General features: G+C 70.7%; 12 protein-coding genes. 3 read left to right on the forward strand and 9 right to left on the reverse strand.

What is annotated here, in order from left to right; translation table 11 throughout:
• Positions 1–7 precede the first annotated feature (7 nt).
• The 6 genes from ABGA98_RS19410 to ABGA98_RS19435 all read right to left on the reverse strand — a co-directional run bounded on the left by ABGA98_RS19410 (position 8) and on the right by ABGA98_RS19435 (position 5,540).
• Positions 8–868 (reverse strand): ABC transporter permease, encoded by an 861-nt coding sequence (locus tag ABGA98_RS19410; RefSeq protein WP_347619734.1) that lies wholly within the window; start codon positions 866–868, stop codon positions 8–10.
• A complete protein-coding gene (locus ABGA98_RS19415; RefSeq protein ID WP_347619735.1) occupies positions 865–1,920 on the reverse strand; it encodes an ABC transporter ATP-binding protein in 1,056 nt (351 codons plus the stop codon). Before ABGA98_RS19415 ends, ABGA98_RS19410 begins: the two co-directional genes overlap by 4 nt.
• 9 nt (positions 1,921–1,929) lie before the next feature.
• The gene (locus tag ABGA98_RS19420) at positions 1,930–3,000 is read right to left on the reverse strand and encodes an ABC transporter substrate-binding protein (protein WP_347619736.1); all 1,071 of its coding nucleotides are present in this window, start codon (positions 2,998–3,000) and stop codon (positions 1,930–1,932) included.
• Positions 2,997–3,686 (reverse strand): GntR family transcriptional regulator, encoded by a 690-nt coding sequence (locus tag ABGA98_RS19425; RefSeq protein ID WP_347619737.1) that lies wholly within the window; start codon positions 3,684–3,686, stop codon positions 2,997–2,999. The genes ABGA98_RS19420 and ABGA98_RS19425 overlap by 4 nt, the downstream gene beginning before the upstream one ends.
• A 109-nt stretch (positions 3,687–3,795) precedes the next feature.
• The gene (locus ABGA98_RS19430; protein WP_347619738.1) at positions 3,796–4,440 is read right to left on the reverse strand and encodes a response regulator transcription factor; all 645 of its coding nucleotides are present in this window, start codon (positions 4,438–4,440) and stop codon (positions 3,796–3,798) included.
• Positions 4,437–5,540: a histidine kinase gene (locus ABGA98_RS19435; RefSeq protein WP_347619739.1), complete on the reverse strand. Its 1,104-nt coding sequence runs from the start codon at positions 5,538–5,540 to the stop codon at positions 4,437–4,439. The genes ABGA98_RS19430 and ABGA98_RS19435 overlap by 4 nt, the downstream gene beginning before the upstream one ends.
• A gap of 111 nt (positions 5,541–5,651) precedes the next feature.
• Here ABGA98_RS19435 and ABGA98_RS19440 point away from each other — a divergent pair, with 111 nt between their 5' ends.
• The 3 genes from ABGA98_RS19440 (at position 5,652) to ABGA98_RS19450 (ending at position 8,925) form a co-directional block, all read left to right on the forward strand.
• Positions 5,652–6,389, forward strand: a complete 738-nt coding sequence (locus ABGA98_RS19440) for an ABC transporter ATP-binding protein (protein ID WP_347619740.1) — start codon at positions 5,652–5,654, stop codon at positions 6,387–6,389.
• 52 nt (positions 6,390–6,441) lie between these two features.
• Complete coding sequence (locus tag ABGA98_RS19445) at positions 6,442–7,203, forward strand: ABC transporter permease (RefSeq protein WP_347619741.1); 762 nt, start codon at positions 6,442–6,444, stop codon at positions 7,201–7,203.
• A gap of 72 nt (positions 7,204–7,275) precedes the next feature.
• The gene (locus ABGA98_RS19450; RefSeq protein ID WP_347619742.1) at positions 7,276–8,925 is read left to right on the forward strand and encodes a helix-turn-helix domain-containing protein; all 1,650 of its coding nucleotides are present in this window, start codon (positions 7,276–7,278) and stop codon (positions 8,923–8,925) included.
• 4 nt (positions 8,926–8,929) lie between these two features.
• On the opposite strand, the gene ABGA98_RS19455 is transcribed toward ABGA98_RS19450, so the two are convergent.
• From ABGA98_RS19455 to ABGA98_RS19465, 3 genes are read right to left on the reverse strand one after another with little or no spacing between them, the layout of a single operon-like run.
• On the reverse strand, positions 8,930–10,657 hold the full coding sequence (locus ABGA98_RS19455) for an ABC transporter family substrate-binding protein (RefSeq protein ID WP_347619743.1): 1,728 nt from the start codon (positions 10,655–10,657) through the stop codon (positions 8,930–8,932).
• A 25-nt stretch (positions 10,658–10,682) separates the two neighbouring features.
• Entirely contained in the window at positions 10,683–12,452 is a 1,770-nt protein-coding gene (locus tag ABGA98_RS19460; protein ID WP_347619744.1) for a serine hydrolase, read from the reverse strand.
• Between the two features lie 17 nt (positions 12,453–12,469).
• Positions 12,470–14,071, reverse strand: coding sequence for a D-aminoacylase (locus ABGA98_RS19465; RefSeq protein WP_347619745.1), 1,602 nt, complete (start codon positions 14,069–14,071; stop codon positions 12,470–12,472).
• Positions 14,072–14,086 lie beyond the last annotated feature (15 nt).

A 14,086-nucleotide genomic window follows, 5' to 3' on the forward strand; every position in this document is an offset into this window, starting at 1 on the left:
CGCCCCCCTACTGGGCCTCGATGCGCCGCAGCGCCCGCTGGTAGATGACGATGACGACGGCGAAGAGCGCGAGCAGGATGAACGCGATCGCCGCGGCGAACGGCCAGTTGAGCGTCGCCGTCGCCTGGTCGTAGATCTCGGTCGCCAGGTAGAAGACCTTCCCGCCGCCCACCAGGCGCGGCGTGACGAACGAGCTGATCGTCAGCACGAACACCAGCAGCGCCCCGGTCAGCACGCCCGGCATGCTGAGCGGCCACACGATCCGCCAGAAGGTGCGCCAGCGGTTGGCTCCGAGGCTCTGCGCCGCGTGCTCCAGCTCCGGGTTGAACCGGCCGAAGCCCGCGAGCAGGCAGAGGATCATGTACGGCATCATGATCTCGACGAGCGCGATGTAGACGCCGAGCCGGTTGTTGATCAGCGCGAGCGGCTGGTCCACCAGGCCCGCGCCCATGAGCGCCTGGTTCACCACACCCTGGTTGCCGAGCAGCACGAGCCAGCCGTACGTACGGACGACCGAGCTCGTCAGCAGCGGCGCCACGGCCAGCGCGACCAGGATGCCCTTGAATTTCGACTCGGTCCTGACCAGGAACAACGCGATCGGGTACGACACCAGGATCGTCAGCGCCGTGACGCCGAGGCCCAGCAGCGTGGTCTCCCACGCCATGTCCCAGTAGTAGGAGTCCCCGACGAACTGCGCGTACGAGTCGAGGGTGAACGTCTCCTCGATGAACCCGGTGGAGTCCCCGCGGTTGAAGCTCATCCGCAGGAGCCAGGCCAGCGGCAGGACGAAGGAGACGGCCAGGCCGATCAGCCCCGGCACCGTCAGGCCCAGCACGGTCAGCCGGGCGGAGCGGGTCTTCGCACTCATGTCAGTACCAGGGCGTCCTCGGCCTGCCAGGACAGCCGGACGGTCGCGCCGCGCTCCAGGCGCTCCGCCGCGCCGGCCACGGACTGGACGGACACGGTGTCGTCCCCGACCCGCACGCCGTACTCGATGGAGTCGCCCACGTAGACGACCGTCTCGACCGTGCCGTGGGCGTCGTCGGCGGCCGCCTTGCTCAGCTGCAGACGGTGCGGGCGGACCAGCACCGTCGCGGGCCCCTTCGCGCCGTGGTCGTCGACGGCCCGCAGCCGCCCCAGCCCGGCCACGTCGAGCTCGGCGACGCCGTTCGCGGTGTGCGTGATCTCGGCCTCGAAGAGGTTGGCGCGGCCGATGAAGTTGGCGACGAACCGGTTGGCGGGGTGCTCGTAGATCTGCTCGGGCGTGCCGACCTGCTCGATGACGCCCTCCGACATGACGACGATGCGGTCGGACACGGCCAGCGCCTCGTCCTGGTCGTGGGTGACGAAGACGGTGGTGATGCCCAGCTTGCGCTGGATCGAGCGGATCTCCTCGCGCATGGTGTCGCGCAGTTTGGCGTCCAGGTTGGACAGCGGCTCGTCGAGCAGCAGCACCGACGGCTCGATGACCAGGGCGCGGGCGAGCGCGACCCGCTGCTGCTGGCCGCCGGAGAGCTGCTTGATGCGGCGGCCGCTCAGGTGACCCAGCCTGACCAGGTCGAGCGCCTCCTCGACCCGCCGTTTGGCCTCCACCTTGGAGGTGCGGCGCATCTCCAGGCCGAAGGCGACGTTGCGGGCGACGTTCAGGTGGGGGAAGAGCGCGTAGTTCTGGAAGACCAGGCCCATGCCGCGCTGGTGGACGGGGGTCCTGGTCAGTTCCTTGCCGTCCAGGTGGATGCGGCCCGAGGTCGCCTCGACGAGACCGGCGATCATGCGCAGGGTCGTCGTCTTACCGCACCCGGAAGGGCCCAGCAGGGAGACGAACTCGCCCTGGTCGATGCCGAGGGTGAAGTCCGCGACGCTGGGGCGCTCCGTCCCCGGATATTTCTTGACGATCCCGTCGAGCTGGAGGAAGGACATCGTGCCGCCTCAGCTCGCCAGGATCTCTCGGCGCCACAACTGCGTCCACTTCTCGCGGTTGGCGGCCACCTGTGTCCAGTCGACCTGCAGGATCTCGGCGGACTTCGCCGGGTCGAGCGAGGTTCGCTCCAGCGCCTTCTCGCTCGGCTTGGCCTTGGTGTTGGTGGGCGCGTAGAACATGGCCTCGGTGAAGGCCTCCTGCGACTCGGGGCTGAGCGTGTAGTTGATGAACGTCTGCGCGGCGGCCGGGGACGGCGAGTCCTTCACCAGGTTGATGGTGTTGATCTGGAAGATGGTCTGCTCGTCCACGATGGCGACTTTCAGCTTGCCGTTGCTCTCGTCGGCGTAGTACTGGCCGCGCGCGTTCCAGCCGACGGCCAGCGCCGCGGTCCCCGACTGCACGAGCGTGTACGAGTCGGGCTGCGGCGCCCAGGTCTGCACGTTCGGCGCCAGCTGCTTGAGCCGGGCGATGCCCTGGTCGACGGACTTGGTGTAGTCGCCGCCCGCCTTGGCGTTCTCGATGAGCATGAGGCCGGTGCCCTGGATGTCGGGCTGGGCCGGCACCACGACCTTGCCCTTGTACTTGGGGTCCCACAGGGCGTTCCACGACGTGGGGGCCGGGGTGACGGAGTCGTTGTAGAGCAGGACGAGGCTGTCGAACGTCAGCGCCGGGCCGAAGTTGCCCTCGACCTTGCCCTTGGGGTCGATGTCCTTCATGTTCGGCACCTTGGCCGGGTCGAGCGGCTGGAACACCTCGGACTTGTTGCCGGTGCCGGCGGTGGAGATGTCCATGATGGAGATGTCGGTGTCCGGACTGTTTCTCGCGGCGCGCAGTGATGCCAGGTTCTCGGCGGAGTTGGCCGAGCCTACGAAGTTGACCTTGATCTTCGGGTATTTCTTCTGGAACGGCTCGATGACGGACTTCTTGAAGACGTCCTCGAAGATTCCCGAATATCCCTTGACGGTGATGGTTCCTGCGTCGGGCGCGTCGTTGGTGGGGGTGCTGGAACTACCGGAACAGCCCGCCACCGTGGCCAGAGCTATGGTGAGCAGCCCGCAGGCCAACGGCTTCAACTTCATGGTGGTTCTCCTTGCGACGACCGGGCCGGCGGCGGGGGGATCAGGGGGTCGAGCTGCTGCAGCGCCATCTGCCGTGCGTACGACTTGTCGATGTGCTGCCGCACCAGCGTCTCTGACCTGTCCGGATCCTTGTCCTTGAGCGCGGCCGCGATCGCCCGGTGGTCCTCGTTGGTGTTCTCCATGCCGAGCGTGCTGTGGGCCAGATACCAGATCCGCAGAGATCCGCAGTTGAGCCGGTTCACCGCTTCGGCCAGGAACGGATTGTCGGTCGACTTCGCGATCTCGAGGTGGAACTGGTGGTCGTACTCGATGGCCCCGTACGGCTGGCCGGCCGCGATCTCGTCGTCGATGCGATCGCAGATCCGTTCCAGCTCGTCGAGTTGCGCTGGGGTGGCGCGCCTGGCCGCCAGCCGCGCCACCGGCTCCTCCAGGAGGTGGCGCGACTCGTACAGCCTGGACAGATCCCTGACCCGGATCCCGCGCACATAAGGGGTGCGGTGCGGCGGGTAGTTGATGAACTGCTCGTCGGCCAGCTTTTTGAGCGCCTCCCTGATGGGGGTGCGCCCGAACCCGTAGCGGGTCGAGAGCATCGCGTCGTCCAGGGGCAGGTCCTCGACGAGGTCGCCCGTGACGATCGCCCTTCGCAGAACGTGGTACGCCTGCTCAGTCTTTGTCCGTCCGGTCAAGGTCATCCGTATACCCTCGATATATTTGAAGTACAAGGAAAGTACGAGACGGTGCACGCCCAGGTCAAGACCCTGAGCTCATTTACCGTGATCGGTCATCGACGGACCGTCAGCGCAGGATGCCTTCGTGCAGGGCGCGCAGCACGGCGTTGGTGCGATCGCGGGCGTCGAGCTTGAGCAGGATCGTGGACACGTAGTTCTTCACCGTGCCCTCGGCCAGGAACAACGCCCTGGCGATCTCCCGGTTGGCGTAGCCCTCGGCCACGAGCCGCAACACTTCGAGCTCGCGCTCGGTGAGCTCCTGCACCGGTGCCGCGTCGCCACCGGCCGGTGGGGGGCCGGAGCGGATCGCGCGCAGCAGCCGGTCGGTGATCGACGGCGCGACGAGCGTGCCGCCGTCGGCCAGGGTGCGCACCGCCCTGGTCAGCTGCTCCAAGGTCACGTCCTTGAGCAGGTAGCCGCGCGCGCCCGCCCGGAGCGCCTGCAGCACGAGCGTGTCGTCGTTGAAGGTCGTCAGCACGAGGACCGGCGTCCCGATGCCGCGCTCACGCAGGCGTTCAAGCGCCCAGATCCCGTCGTAGCGCGGCATTCTCAGGTCCAGCAGCACCACGTCCGGCCTGGTCGCCGCGATGACCTCGATCGCCGCCCGCCCGTCGTCGGCCTCGCCGGCCACCTCGACGTCGGCGACCTCCAGCAGGCTGCGGATCCCCTGACGGACGAGCGTCTGGTCGTCGACCACCACGACCCGGGTCACGACGCCGGCACCTGAGCCGTGACCCGGAACCCGCTCCGGCCGTCGACGCTGACCTCGCCGCCGAGCGCCTCGAACCGCTCGGCCAGCCCGCGCAGCCCGTTGCCGAGCACCGGATCGGCCGCGCCACGGCCGTCGTCCACCGCGGTCAGCCGCACCGCGTCGCCGTCGGACGCGACCTCGATCCACAGTTCGCGGGCGCCGGCATGCCTGATCGTGTTGGTGACGATCTCCTGCACGGCTCGTACGAGCGCCACGACCTGCTCCTCGCCTGCCCGCACGTCGGGCGCGACCTCGATCGACACCTCGAGGCCGGGCAGGTCGCGCACGACCTGCCGCAGGGCCTCCGTGAGGTCGGACGACTCGGTGCGCAGCCGGCCGACGGTGGCGCGTACGTCGCCCAGCAGGTCGCGCGCCACCCGGTTGGCCCGCTCGACGTGCTCCCTGGCCCGCTCCCCGTCGCGGTGACGCGCCGCCTCCAGCTCCAGGGTGAGCACGGTGAGCTGGTGGCCGATGAGGTCGTGCAGATCGCGGGAGATCCGGAGCCGCTCGGCGGTGCGCGCCGACTCCGACAACAACACGCTCGCCGCCTGGAGCCCGACGTGCGCCTCGGCCAGCTCGCGCCGCATGTGCTGCTCCCGCATGGTCACCAGCGAGCTCAGCAGCGTCGCCGCCTGGATGAGCACGTAGAAGCCGATGCCGAGGGCCACCTCCGCGGCGTCCATGCCGCGCCAGGCCGCGGACAGGACGAGCACCACGGTGTTGAGCCCCACCACGACGAAGCCGGCCCACGGGGGCACGACGTGGACGCTCATCGCGGCGACGATCACCAGCAGGATCGGCAGGAGGCTCCATTGCTCCGCGGACACCACCACGGCCCACGCCGCCACGACCGCCGCCGCGAACGCCGCGTAGCGGACCCACCGCTGACGGCCCGAGCCGCCGGCGACGAGAACGGCCGCGATGAACACCACGAACAACGTGATCCACAGGGCCCGGGGAATGACCGCCTCGGCCGCGCCGGTCAGGACCGGACCGCCGGCCACGACCGACACGACGAACATCGCCAGGCCCGACCACTCCTCCGGCCCGAGTCGACGCATGGCCTCACCCTAACGCGGGCCCGGCGCCGTCCTCGGGTGCCGAAAGTCATGCGCGCACGCCCTGACCTTCGGCACAGGCGCGCGCCCGCCGGGCCCGCCTAACGTCGCCGCATGGAAGAGACGGACACGACGGTGGAGGCCGCGAACCTCCGCAAACGCTACGGCGACACGGTGGCGGTCGACGATGTGAGCCTGCGCGTCGGGACGGGCGAGATCCTCGGCATCCTCGGCGGCAACGGGGCCGGCAAGACCACCACGGTGGAGATGATCGCCGGGCTGCGGACGCCCGACAGCGGGCGTGTCCGCGTGCTCGGCCTCGATCCGGGGCGCGACCGCGCGAGGCTCCGCCAGGTGCTGGGGGTCCAGCTCCAGGAGGCCCAGCTCCACCACGCGCTGACGGTCGCCGAGCTCATCGGCTTGTTCCACAGTTTCTACCCGCATCCGCGACCCGTCGAGGAGGTCCTGGAGCTCGTCGGGCTGACCGACCGGCGTACGACCCGCTTTGAGAAGCTCTCCGGGGGCCAGCAGCAGCGGCTCTCCATCGCCGTGGCCCTCGTCGGGCGGCCCCGCGTCGTGATCCTCGACGAGCTCACGACCGGGCTGGACCCGCGTACGCGCCGGCGGATGTGGGCCGCGGTCGAGCGGCTGCGCGACGAGCGGGTCACGGTCCTGCTCGTGAGTCACGCGATGGAGGAGGTGGAGCGGCTCTGCGATCGGGTGGCCCTCCTCGACGCCGGCCGCCTCGTGGCGCTCGACACGCCCGCCGGGCTGGTCGCCAGGACGGGAGCCGCGAACCTCGACGACGCGTTCGTCGCCCTTTCCGGATCGCGGCCGGAGGAGATCTCATGACCGTCGGCGACGCGTTCGTCTCCCATTTCGCATCACGGCCGGAGGGAACCTCATGAACGCCGACGCCCGCCGTCCCGGCCTCGGGTCGTGGCTGACGCTCATCCGGTGCGAGGCCAAGATGGTCGTCCGCGACACGGCCGGGCTCGTCGTGCCCATCGGGCTGCCCCTGCTGATCCTCGTGATGAACGCCTCGTCGGCCGGCGGCGAGGTGGTGGTCAACGGCCGCACGGTGCTGGACCTGTACGTGCTGCCCCTGGTGCTGGCCATCGTCATCGCCACCATCGGCGTCGTCAACATGCCCAGCTTCCTGGCGTACTACCGGCGTGCCGGGATCCTGCGCCGCCTGTCGGTCACGCCGGCCTCGCCGGCCATGGTGCTGATCGCCCAGGCGGCGGTGAGCGCGCTGCAGACGATCATCGGCATCGGGGTGGCGCTCGCCGTGGCCGTGCTCGTCTTCGACGCCAACCTCCCCCTGCGTCCCGTCACGGCAATCGGCCTCCTGCTGCTCGCGACCGCGGCGATGTACGCGGCCGGCATGATCGTGGCCGCCGTCGCCCCGACGCCGAACTCGGCCGTGGCGATCGGGCTCGTCGCCTTCTTCGCCCTCGGCGCCCTCGGCGGGCTGTTCGGCAGCCGGGAGGCCCTTCCCGAGACGCTGGCCATGGTGGGCGAGTGGCTGCCGTTCGGCGCCACCGTCGAGGTCCTGTCGAACGCCTGGGCGGGCACCCCGATCGAGCCCCTCCATCTGATGAGCCTGTCCGTGACGGTCCTCGTCGGCGGCGCCGTCTCGGCCGCGTTCTTCCGGTGGGACTGACCGGCATCGCGCAGAGGACAAAAGCCCGAGAGCTGGCCTTATGTCCAATGTGGGGCTTAGGATCGGTCACCGATGGTTGCACCAAGAGCGCGGCTCTCGCGGTTGCTCGACGACCTCGGACGCATGTTGCTCGACCTCATAGCGTCTCCCGGGGATCTGGACGGCGAACTGACGGGTGTGGCGATCCACGGCCCGGGCGACGAACTGACCGTCGAACCGGGCGAGCTGGTGCTCGGCGTGGGCCTGCACGACAACGACGCGATCGCCGGGCTCCTGCGCCGCCTCGGCGAGCGCCGTGCGGTGGGGCTCGTCGTCAAGCACCCGGTGACCGCGGACGCCTCCGTCGTCGCGGCGGTGCGGGACAGCGGCGTGGCGCTGTTCGGGCTCAACCGCGCCGCCTCGTGGTCGCACGTGGCCGCCATGCTCAGGGCACTGCCGCTGGCCACGACCGACCTCACCGGCGGGGCGGACCTGCTCGCCGGAGCGCCGGCCGGTGACCTGTTCGCCCTCGCGAACGCGGTGGGGTCGCTGCTCGACGCGCCGGTGACGATCGAGGACCGCGCGTCACGCGTGCTGGCCTTCTCCGGGCACCAGCACTGCGCCGACCAGGGCCGGGTCGAGACCATCCTCGGCCGGCAGGTCCCCGACCGCTACACGCAACTGCTCGAACAGCGGGGTGCGTTCCGCGAGCTCTCCAAGGGCACCCCGGTCTACGTCGAGCCCCTCGCCGAGGACATGCTGCCGCGGGTCGCCATCGTTGTCAGGGCCGGGGACGAGGTGCTCGGCTCGATGTGGGCCGTGGTCAGGGAGCCGCTGTCCGAGGCGCGTGCGGCGGCCTTCGCCGACTCGGCCAAGATCGTGGCGCTGCACATGTTGCGGGCCAGGGCGGGCGCCGACGTCGGGCGCCGGCTCAGCGCCGACCTGGTGGCCATGGTGCTGGAGGGCGGGCCCGGAGCTCCCGAGGCGGCCAACCGCCTCGGGCTCACCGACGGCCGGCTCTGCGTGATGGCCGCGCAGGTCGTCACGGGCGACGCCGCGGACACCGAGGCGGCCATGCAACGGCTGCGCGACGCCCTCGCCCTGCACTTCTCGGCGGTGCACCCGCGTTCGGCCGCGGCGCTGCTCGGCGGGACCACCTACGTCGTGCTGCCCGTCGGCGCGAGCGGCGACCGCGACGGCACGGCGTCCGTGGTCCGGCTGGCGGTGGACTTCCTCGCCCGGGTGGGGGCGCGTACGGACGCCGTCATCGGGGTCGGGCGGGCCACCATGTCACTCGCCGAGGTGACCCACTCCCGCCGCGAGGCCGACCGGGCGCTGCGGGTGTTGCAGACCGACCGCCGCGGCAGGCGGATCGCCCGCTACAGCGACGTCCAGGTGGAGTCGCTGCTGCTGCGCCTGGCCGATCTCGTCGCCGAGGACGGCGAGCTCCACCTCGGCTCGCTCGGAGCGCTGGTGGACTACGACGCCGAGCACGAGAGCGGCTTCGTCGACACCCTGTCGGCCTACCTCGACGCCTTCGGCAACGTCGCGGAGGCGGCTGCCGCGATGCACCTGCACCCCAACTCGTTCCGGTACAGGCTGCGCCGCGTCTGCGAGATCACCGGCCTCGACCTCGCCGACGCCGACGCGCGGCTCGCCGCGACGTTGCAACTGCGGCTCTACCGCGTCGCCAGGGACCGGGGCGTGGTCAAGGAGACGGGATCCGCCCGGTCCCGGTGGTGACCCGTCATGACTCGCCCAGCAGGCCCCACTGCTCGGTGTTGTAGGTGGGGAACCCCAGGCTGTTGTCGCGGACGTTGCCGAGCTTCGCGCTGTAGGCGAGGAACGACCTGTTCTGGTAGAGCGGCAGGATCGCATAGTCCGACGAGACGATCTTGTCGGCCTCCTGCAGCTTCACCGTCGCCGCCTGCGCGTCGGCGGCCGAGAGAGCCTCGTTCAGCAGCCGGTCGACCTTGGGGTTGCCGTAGTTGTTGAGGTTGAACCGGCAGAACGTCTGGTCCTCGGGGCAGCTCAGGTAGTAGGGGATGTTGCTGGTCGCCGCGAACGGCGACTGCGACACGGTGGCGACCGTCATCGCCCAGTTCCCCTCCTGCACGGCCTCGATCGTGTTGGCGACGGTGGCGACCTGAACGTCCAGACCCAGCGGCGCGAGAGCCGCCTTGACCAGCTGGGCCTCGCTGGCGCGCAGCTGGTCGCCCGCCTGGACCACGATGCGCAGCGGGGGCACGGCCTTGCCGTCCGGGTCGGCGAGCTTCGACCCGACGCCGGTGTACCCCGCGTCGGTCAGGGTCTTCTTCGCCTTCTCGACGTCGCCGATGCCGTACTCGAGCTGGCTGACCACGTCGGAGTAGCCGGGCGCGCCGCCGATGAACATGTGGCTCAGCAGGGGTTCCGCGGTGTCGTCGAACTGCCCGATCGTCTTGTCGATCACGTCCTGGACGCGGATCGCCTGGAAGATCGACTTGCGCAGGGCGACGTCCTGGAGGGCGCGGGCGTTGAGGTTCAGCCACAGCTTGTGGACAGACGCACCCGGCGTCACCTGGTAGCGGACCCCGGGCAGCTCCTCGACCTGCTGGACGATGTCGACCTGCGGGTTCGGGTAGATGACGTCGACCTCCCCGTTCGCCAGCGAGGTCGGCTGCTGCGCGACGTCCGTGATGAGCCTGAAGACCAGCTTGTCCAGGTTCGGCGGCGGGCCGAACCACTTCTCGTTGCGGACCATCACCACGGAACCGTCGGAGGTGTACTCCTCGATCCGGAACGGGCCCGCCGAGAACTTCGGCACGGACTTGGCGAAGCCCTCGTTGAAGCTCTTCGCCAGGCCCGCGGCGGTGTCGGTCGGCCCGTACGTCTCGGCGACGTGGGCCGGCAGGAACGGCGAGAACAGCGCCTGCCAGTCGACGTACGGCTTGTCGAACACGACGGTGACGGTCCGCCCGCCGTCCGAGCCCTTCACCGACTTGATCCGGTCGTAGCCGGCCGTGTTGGACGCCTGGCACTTGGGGCACTCGCGCGGGTCGAGGGCACGCCAGGTGTAGATGAAGTCGTCCGCCGAGATCGGCCGGCCGTCGGACCAGACCGCCTTGGGGTCGATCGTGTACTTGATCGTCTGCGGTGAGTCGCCGACCTTCTCCGCGCTCGTCACGAGGGTCTCGTTGCGGATCGGCGTACCGTCCGGCTTGATCATGAAGGCGCCGGGCATCAGCACGCTCGAGATGTCGAGCACCGAGTACGTCGCGCCGGCGGAGTTCAGCACGTTCCAGTTCGAGATCGGATAGGTGATGGTGTAGGTCGCCGTCCCGCCCTTGGCGACCTTCGCGGTGTTGGCCGTGTTCACGTCGCCGGCGACGCGACCGTCGCCGGCCGTCGTGCCGCCTCCGCCCGCGCAGGCAGCGAGCAGCAGTGCCACGGCGCTCGTCGTCAGGGCCAGGGAGTGCTTCCCGCGGTAAGCCATGGTCTGCTCCAGATGCAGAGAAGGGTCAGGGACGCTCGCCGCGCAGCTGCGCGACGGCGTTGGCCGCCGCCCAGCCGATCAGCGCGTCGAGGTGGGGAGCGTTGGGTGACGGGTCGTCGGCACGGGTGAAGACGCCCACGGCGTACCTGCCGCCGTCGGCGAACTCGACCACGCCGACCTCGTTGCGGACCAGCGGGAGGGTGCCCGTCTTGCCGCTGACCACGATGTCGTCTCCGGGGAACCCGCTGGTCAGCCGGTGTGGCCAGACCTGGTCGCCCATCCAGCCGCGGACCAGCGCGCAGGCCTCGGGCGCGGCCGCCTCGTCGCGCCAGATCCCGGCCAGCAGCCGGGTGATCTCCTCGGGCGTCGTCCGGCAGGTCTCCTCGGGCACCAGCGCCCGCAGCGCCTGGAGGCGTTCCAGCGGCACCTCGGCCAGTTCCCGCTCGTCGTCGCGGTAGCTGATCCCGAGGTCCTCCTCCAGGGAGGCCAGGATCTCCGCGCAGTTCTGCGGCACGGCCGTCGCGGTGAGACCGAGCTCGGCGAGCAGCGCCGCCACGCGGTCCTTGCCGACCCGGTCGATGACGAGGTCGGTGGCGACGTTGTCGCTGATCACGATCATCAGCTGGGCGAGGTCCCGGTACGAGATGACGGTGTGGTCGCGCTGCACCGACAGGCCGTACGGCGACGGCACCCCGCCCGGCGGCACGGTGATCCGCTCGCAGAGATCGATCTCGCCGGCCACCGACTGGCGGGCCAGTTCGAGGGCGACCGGCACCTTGAGCACCGAGGCGGTGACGACAGGGGTGCTCTCCCCGACGCCCACCGACCTGCCGGTCGCCAGGTCGCGCGCGTGCAGCCAGATGTCGGCGCCGAGCTCGCGCGCGTGGTCGCGGATCTGGCCGGGGGTCGCCACCCTGGCGGTGCTCCGCGGCCGGAGGCGGGTCACGGCGCCGCGCACGTGGTCGACGGCGATCCTGGCCACCGTGCCGACGCAGGCGTCCGCGACGGGGATGCGGTATTCGCAGGAGTCGGTCCGTACGAAGACGGCGACGGCGTACGTGCGGCCGCCGGTCTCGACGACACCGGCCTCGTTGCGCCAGAAGCGCAGGGTGCCCGTCTTGGCGCTCACCCGCGCGTCCGGCTCGGTGAACCCGGAGCGCAGGCGGTGCGGCCAGGCCTGCAGGCTGAGGATGCGGCGCATCTCGGCGCACTGCTCGGCAGGCGCCGCCTCGTCGTTCCAGATGGCGGCGAGCAGCCGGGTGATCTCGCGGGGGGTGCCTGCCTGCAGGGACCGCTCCGGGTCCACCGCGCGGGCGGCGCGCCACACCTCGGGGCCGGCCTGCTCGTCCGGCACGTCCTCGTAGATGCTCTGGTAGATGTCGTCGCAGGTGCCGTCGACCCGGGTCGCGGTCAGGCCGAGCCCGCGCAGGGTGGCGTTGATCGCCTCGGTGCCGAGCAGGTCGACGAGCAGGTCCGTGGCCGCGTTGTCGCTGACGCTCATCATCCAGTACGCGAGGTCGCGCAGCGAGAGCTCGATCGGGTCGGCCATCACGGACAACCCGGTCGGTCCCGCCGAGCGCCCCTCGACGGGGACGTCGATCCGTTCCGCGGGGTCGAGCCGACCGTCGCCGAACCGCCGGAACAACTCCACCAGCACCGGGATCTTGAAGACGCTCGCGAGCACCACGAGCCCGTCCTCGCCGTACCCGATCTCCTCGCCGCTGTCGAGATCGACGGCGTGCGCCCAGGCCCGCGCGCCGACCGCGTCGAGGACCTGCTCCACCTGCTCTTTCACGCGTTTCTCCTGTCGTCTCAGCGCCGGCGGCGCAGGGCCCGGCCGGACAGGCGCCCGGTGGGAACGCCGTCGGCCAGCGCGGTCTCCCCGTTGACCACCACGTGCCGGACACCGGTCGCGTACTGGTGGGGGTCCTCGTACGTCGCGCGGTCGCCGACCGTGTCCGGGTCGAACACGACGATGTCGGCGAAGTTGCCCGGGGCGAGCACGCCGCGGTCGCGCAGGCCGAGGTTGCCCGCGGGCAGGCTCGACATCCGGCGCACGGCCTCGCCGAGGGTGAGCAGCGACTGCTCGCGGACGTACGTGCCGAGGATCCGGGCGAAGCTGCCGTAGGCGCGCGGATGGGTGGGAACGCCGGAGTCGGGCGGTTCGGCGGCGAACGTGGGGGCGTCGGAGCAGACCGAGACCCACGGCTTGCGCAGGGCGGTGCGCAGCGCCTCCTCGTCCATCATGAAGTACATGGCGTGCAGCGCCGGCTCCTGCTCGACCAGCTGGAGCAGCATCTCCACGGGGTCGGTGCCGTCCGCGTCCGCCGCCTGCGCGAGGCTGAGGCCGCGGTATTTCGCCACCGGCCCGTTCGGGTCGGGGAGCAGCATGACGCCGCTCGCGCCGCTCGCGGCGAGGTAGAGGTTCTCCCAGCGCTCCGACGGGGTGACGACGGCCGCACGGATACGGGCCCGTTCGCCCGGGTCGGCGAGCCTGGCCGTGAGCGCCTCGTGGCCGCCGTCGTGGAACTCCGGCGGGATCGAGGCGGCGAGCTGGGTCTGCCCGGCGAGGTAGGGGTAGACGTCGGCGGTCACCGGCCGGCCCGCGGCCCTGGCGGCCTCGATGCGCTCGACGGCCCGCGCCATCTTCGGCCAGTTCCGCCGTCCCGCGGTCTTGAGGTGGTAGATCTCCGCGTGCAGCTCGGCCCGGCGGCCGATCTCGATCAGCTCGTCGACGGCGTCGAGGAAGTGGTCGCCCTCGCTGCGCATGTGCGAGATGTACATGCCGCCGTGCCGCGCGACGACCTCGCACAGCGCCACCAGCTCGTCGGTCGGGGCGAAGCACCCCGGCGGATAGATGAGCGCCGATCCCAGCCCCAGGGCGCCGTCGGCCATCTCCTCGTCGAGGATGCCGCGGACGCGGTCGAGCTCGACCGCCGTCATCGGCCGGTCGTCCGCACCCGCGCCGATCATCCGCATGTTGTGCGCGCCGACGAAGCTCGCGACGTTCTGCGCCACCCCCTTGGTCTCGAGGTGGGAGAGGAACTCCGACAGGCGGTCCCAGGTCAGCGGCGGGTCGTCGGGCGCCATGCCGGGTTCGAGCTCGGCCCTGATCTCGGCGGTGAGCGGGCCGATCGAGATCCCTTCGCCGAAGACCTGGGTGGTGACGCCCTGGTAGAGGTCGGACAGGCCGCGGCCGTCCCGTTCCAGCGTGAAGTACGCGTGGCTGAGCACGTTCACGAAGCCGGGCGCGACCACCAGGCCGGTGGCGTCGAGCACGGGCGCGCCGGGATCGCCCCCGCCCGGGCCCACGGCGAGGATCCGGTCACCCTCGACGAGGACGTCGGCCACGCGGCCGGGCCCGCCGCTGCCGTCATGGACTGTGCCACCGCGAATCACCAGGGTCGTCGACATGCGAGCATCCTGCGA

The sequence above is a fragment of the Nonomuraea sp. B1E8 genome, assembly GCF_039871515.1.
GTDB lineage: Bacteria > Actinomycetota > Actinomycetes > Streptosporangiales > Streptosporangiaceae > Nonomuraea.

Excerpts from the sequence above, each read along its gene's own strand:
- ABGA98_RS19415 (WP_347619735.1), bottom strand. The coding sequence starts at position 1,920 with ATGTCCTTCCTCCAGCTCGACGGGATCGTCAAGAAATATCCGGGGACG.
- ABGA98_RS19435 (WP_347619739.1), bottom strand. The coding sequence starts at position 5,540 with ATGCGTCGACTCGGGCCGGAGGAGTGGTCGGGCCTGGCGATGTTCGTC.
- ABGA98_RS19420 (WP_347619736.1), bottom strand. The coding sequence starts at position 3,000 with ATGAAGTTGAAGCCGTTGGCCTGCGGGCTGCTCACCATAGCTCTGGCC.
- ABGA98_RS19410 (WP_347619734.1), bottom strand. The coding sequence starts at position 868 with ATGAGTGCGAAGACCCGCTCCGCCCGGCTGACCGTGCTGGGCCTGACG.
- ABGA98_RS19445 (WP_347619741.1), top strand. The coding sequence starts at position 6,442 with ATGAACGCCGACGCCCGCCGTCCCGGCCTCGGGTCGTGGCTGACGCTC.
- ABGA98_RS19465 (WP_347619745.1), bottom strand. The coding sequence starts at position 14,071 with ATGTCGACGACCCTGGTGATTCGCGGTGGCACAGTCCATGACGGCAGC.
- ABGA98_RS19450 (WP_347619742.1), top strand. The coding sequence starts at position 7,276 with ATGGTTGCACCAAGAGCGCGGCTCTCGCGGTTGCTCGACGACCTCGGA.
- ABGA98_RS19455 (WP_347619743.1), bottom strand. The coding sequence starts at position 10,657 with ATGGCTTACCGCGGGAAGCACTCCCTGGCCCTGACGACGAGCGCCGTG.
- ABGA98_RS19440 (WP_347619740.1), top strand. The coding sequence starts at position 5,652 with ATGGAAGAGACGGACACGACGGTGGAGGCCGCGAACCTCCGCAAACGC.